The organism is Mycobacterium sp., from assembly GCF_050701675.1.
Taxonomy (GTDB): Bacteria; Actinomycetota; Actinomycetes; order Mycobacteriales; family Mycobacteriaceae; genus Mycobacterium.
Genome location: NZ_JBOGDD010000957.1, coordinates 1 through 3,014, shown reverse-complemented (window position 1 = coordinate 3,014; position 3,014 = coordinate 1). Strand labels below are relative to the sequence as shown.

Below are 3,014 nucleotides of genomic sequence, written 5' to 3'. Positions count from 1 at the left end.
CCGAAGTGCAACGCGGCGCCGCCCATGACCTGCACGTCGAACGGCCGCTGGCTCAGGACCCGCCACGCGGCCTCGCGAGCCACTGCGAACGCCTCGGGCAGCAGGTCGTCGAGTTCCGCGCCGTCGGCGACGCGCTTCTTGAACTCGTCGGTCTTGGCGCGCAGTTCCTCGTCAGAAAGCTTCTCCACGTCGTCGGACAGGGAGTTGACATACTCAGCGACCTTCTTGAGGCGCTTGACCATGCGGCCTTCACCGAGACGGAGCAACTTCGACAGCACGCTAATTTCCCCTGTGGGCTCGATCGAACTCGTAATACTTCAAACGAGGTCCATCGTAGGTGACTCGCCGAGTCGGCCAGCCTAATGCGCCCCGCCAGGTCGGGCCACGGCGCCTAGGCGACCCCGATCACGCCAGCCGGATCAGCCCGTAGTCGTAGGCATGACGCCGGTATACGACGGTGGGCTTGTCGCTTTCCTCGTCGTGGAACAGGAAGAAGTCGTGGCCGACCAGTTCCATCTCGTAGAGAGCGTCGTCGATCTTCATGGGGGCAGCAGTGTGTTCCTTGGTGCGCACGATCCGCCCCGGTTCGTGGTCCTCGGGCGCCTGGTTGGCATCTTCGTTCTGCGACGACACGACCAAGGGCGGCGGGTTGATCGCGGTGGCCTCGGCCAGCGATACGGGGGTCTTGTCACCGTAGTGAATCTTGCGACGGTCCTTGCTGCGGCGCAGCCGGCTCTCGAGTTTGCAGACGGCTGACTCAAGCGCGGCGTAGAAACTGTCCGCGCACGCCTCGCCACGCGCCACGGGCCCCTTGCCACGGGCGGTGATCTCTACGTGCTGGCAGTTCTTGCGCTGACGGCGGTTGCGTTCGTGGTCGAGTTCGACGTCGAACAGGTAGATGGTGCGATCGAAGCGCTCCAGGCGCGACAGCTTCTCTGAGACGTAGGTGCGGAAGTGGTCGGGGATCTCGACGTTGCGGCCCTTGACGACGACCTCTGCGCGAGGGTCGTTTTGCGGCTCGTCCTCTTGGACCACCATCGCCGTGCGATCGTTATCTACGGATTGGATTGACATACTTGGCAACTCGTTTCCTCGTCGTCGTCGCACGCGTGCAGCGTGCAGAGCTTTTAACAGGAACGCGCCGGATGGACCCGAATGTCATCGGCCAGCGGCGCAAGGTGTCGAGTGCTCACCTCCTACCGCTCTTTAGGCGATGTGGCGTCAGTGGTTGTCGACGCCGCCGTGAGTCGTTCACGGGTGGTTGGTCCCGACGGTAGTCCGTGTTCACCCGCCTGTGCCACAAATTCCGCACACCTATTTCGAGTTCTTCATTTGGGCTTGATCTCCCCGTAATCACCACTCGCGACGACCCGCGACGTCATGCGTGTGCGACCGCCAGAACCGCGGTCACCCGGGCGCCGGCAGTTTGCAGGACACGGACGGACTCACATGCGGTGGCGCCGGTCGTCACGACGTCGTCGATGAGCAGTACCTCCCCCTGCACGGGCGTGCGGAGCTTGACCCTGCCGGCGATATTGCGCTCCCGCTGAGCTGGGGACAGTCCGACGGAGTCTCGGGTCATGGCACGCATCCGCAGGGCCGAGACGACGCAGACCTCCGAAATGGCCGCGGTTCTGGCCATGGCGGTGACGGGATCGCCGCCGCGCCTGCGTGCCGCCGACCTTCTGGTGGGCGCTGGCACGACGCTCAGAGGGGCCGCGACGATGCCCCACGCCAGGAGTCGGGTCAGCCCGGCGTTGACGGCCACTGCCAGCGGCGCGACCAGATCGGTGCGGCCGTGTTCCTTCATCGCGACGATCGCCGCGCGGCGGGGGCCTGCGTAGTGGCCGAGGGAGAAGACGGGCACGCCGGGGTCGAGACGTGGCGAGATCACCATCGGCTCGTCGACCCGAACGGCGAGAGCGCGTGCACACGTCGGGCACCACCGGGTGCCGGGTGCACCGCAGCCGCCACACTCCAGCGGGAGGACGAGGTCGAGCAGCACTCCCGCAGTGTCGCGGGTTGCTATGACATCTGGGATCGATTCGTCACGGTGCTGCGTGGTCAGCCGCCATGGGGCAGGGCCACGTCGCCGCGAATTCCGAGGACGGTGTCTCCCCCAACCCAGATGTCGCCGTCGATTCGACTGACGTGCAGTCTGCCGCGGCGTCCGAGCCGCGTGCCCTGAGCGGCGACGTACGACTCGGGGGCGTGCCCGGCAGGAATCAACCACTGCCCCAGCGCCGCGTTCAGGCTCCCCGTGACGGGATCCTCCGAGCCCGCTTGGACGGCCATGAACGCTCGGACTTCATATGCGGTCTCTGATCCCGGTGGCCACGGTCCGACGACGCCGATGTTGCTCAACCGTCCCGGCCGCCTCGTCCTCGGCTCGAGAGCCAGAACGTGCTCGGCCGACGGCAGCAGGACCGCGACCCATCCGGGGCCGTTGTCGGCCCACTGCGCGTCCACGACGTCGGCGACGTCGATGCCGATCGTCGCCGCCACCTCGGCAAGGTCGTCTGCACTGACCGATCCGCCGCGAATGAGCGGGGGCGCGGCGAACGCCCACCGCGAATCCACCTTCTTCATGCGGACCAGGCCGGCCCCACATTCCTGGACGAGCACGTCAGTCGAGTGCGGTTGCCCGCCGTTCTCCAGCCAGGCACGCGCCGAACCGAGCGTCGGGTGCCCCGCGAACGGGAGCTCTCGACGCGTCGTGAATATCCGCAGCCGATAGTCGGCCTCCGGCACGGTCGGCGCCACGAGGAACGTCGTCTCACTCAGGTTGGTCCAACGGGCGAACGCCGCCATTTCCTCGTCGCTGACGGAATCGGCGTCGTGGACGACAGCTACCGGATTCCCGTAGAGAAAGCTGCTGGTGAAGACGTCGACCTGGCTGAAGGTGAGCACATCGCGAGCATGTCACACCAGAATGTCCCGGCCGCCAAGGACTCTGAGCGCCCGATCGGACATGTCGACCGTTCCAGTCCCGCGCCTTGTCGTGTGTCTTACAG

Annotated in this window: 3 protein-coding genes and 1 pseudogene; all 4 read right to left on the bottom strand. The window is 66.2% G+C overall.

Going from position 1 to position 3,014, the window contains the following annotated elements; genetic code table 11:
• A pseudogene (locus tag ACRDUX_RS29075) lies at nucleotides 1–278 on the bottom strand (preprotein translocase subunit SecA); the annotation flags it as partial.
• Between the two features lie 127 nt (nucleotides 279–405).
• Nucleotides 406–1,038: a ribosome hibernation-promoting factor, HPF/YfiA family gene (gene hpf / locus ACRDUX_RS29070; RefSeq protein WP_526419006.1), complete on the bottom strand. Its 633-nt coding sequence runs from the start codon at nucleotides 1,036–1,038 to the stop codon at nucleotides 406–408.
• Between the two features lie 340 nt (nucleotides 1,039–1,378).
• Nucleotides 1,379–2,002 carry a ComF family protein gene (locus ACRDUX_RS29065; RefSeq protein WP_526419008.1) on the bottom strand — a complete coding sequence of 208 codons (624 nt, stop codon included), beginning with the start codon at nucleotides 2,000–2,002 and terminating at the stop codon, nucleotides 1,379–1,381.
• Nucleotides 2,003–2,064: 62 nt separating this feature from the next.
• Nucleotides 2,065–2,910, bottom strand: coding sequence for a PhzF family protein (locus ACRDUX_RS29060; RefSeq protein ID WP_526419004.1), 846 nt, complete (start codon nucleotides 2,908–2,910; stop codon nucleotides 2,065–2,067).
• Between the last annotated feature and the right edge of the window lie 104 nt (nucleotides 2,911–3,014).

Bases quoted from the DNA above. Each gene is read 5' to 3' on its own strand.
- hpf (WP_526419006.1), bottom strand. From the start codon at position 1,038: ATGGTGGTCCAAGAGGACGAGCCGCAAAACGACCCTCGCGCAGAGGTC.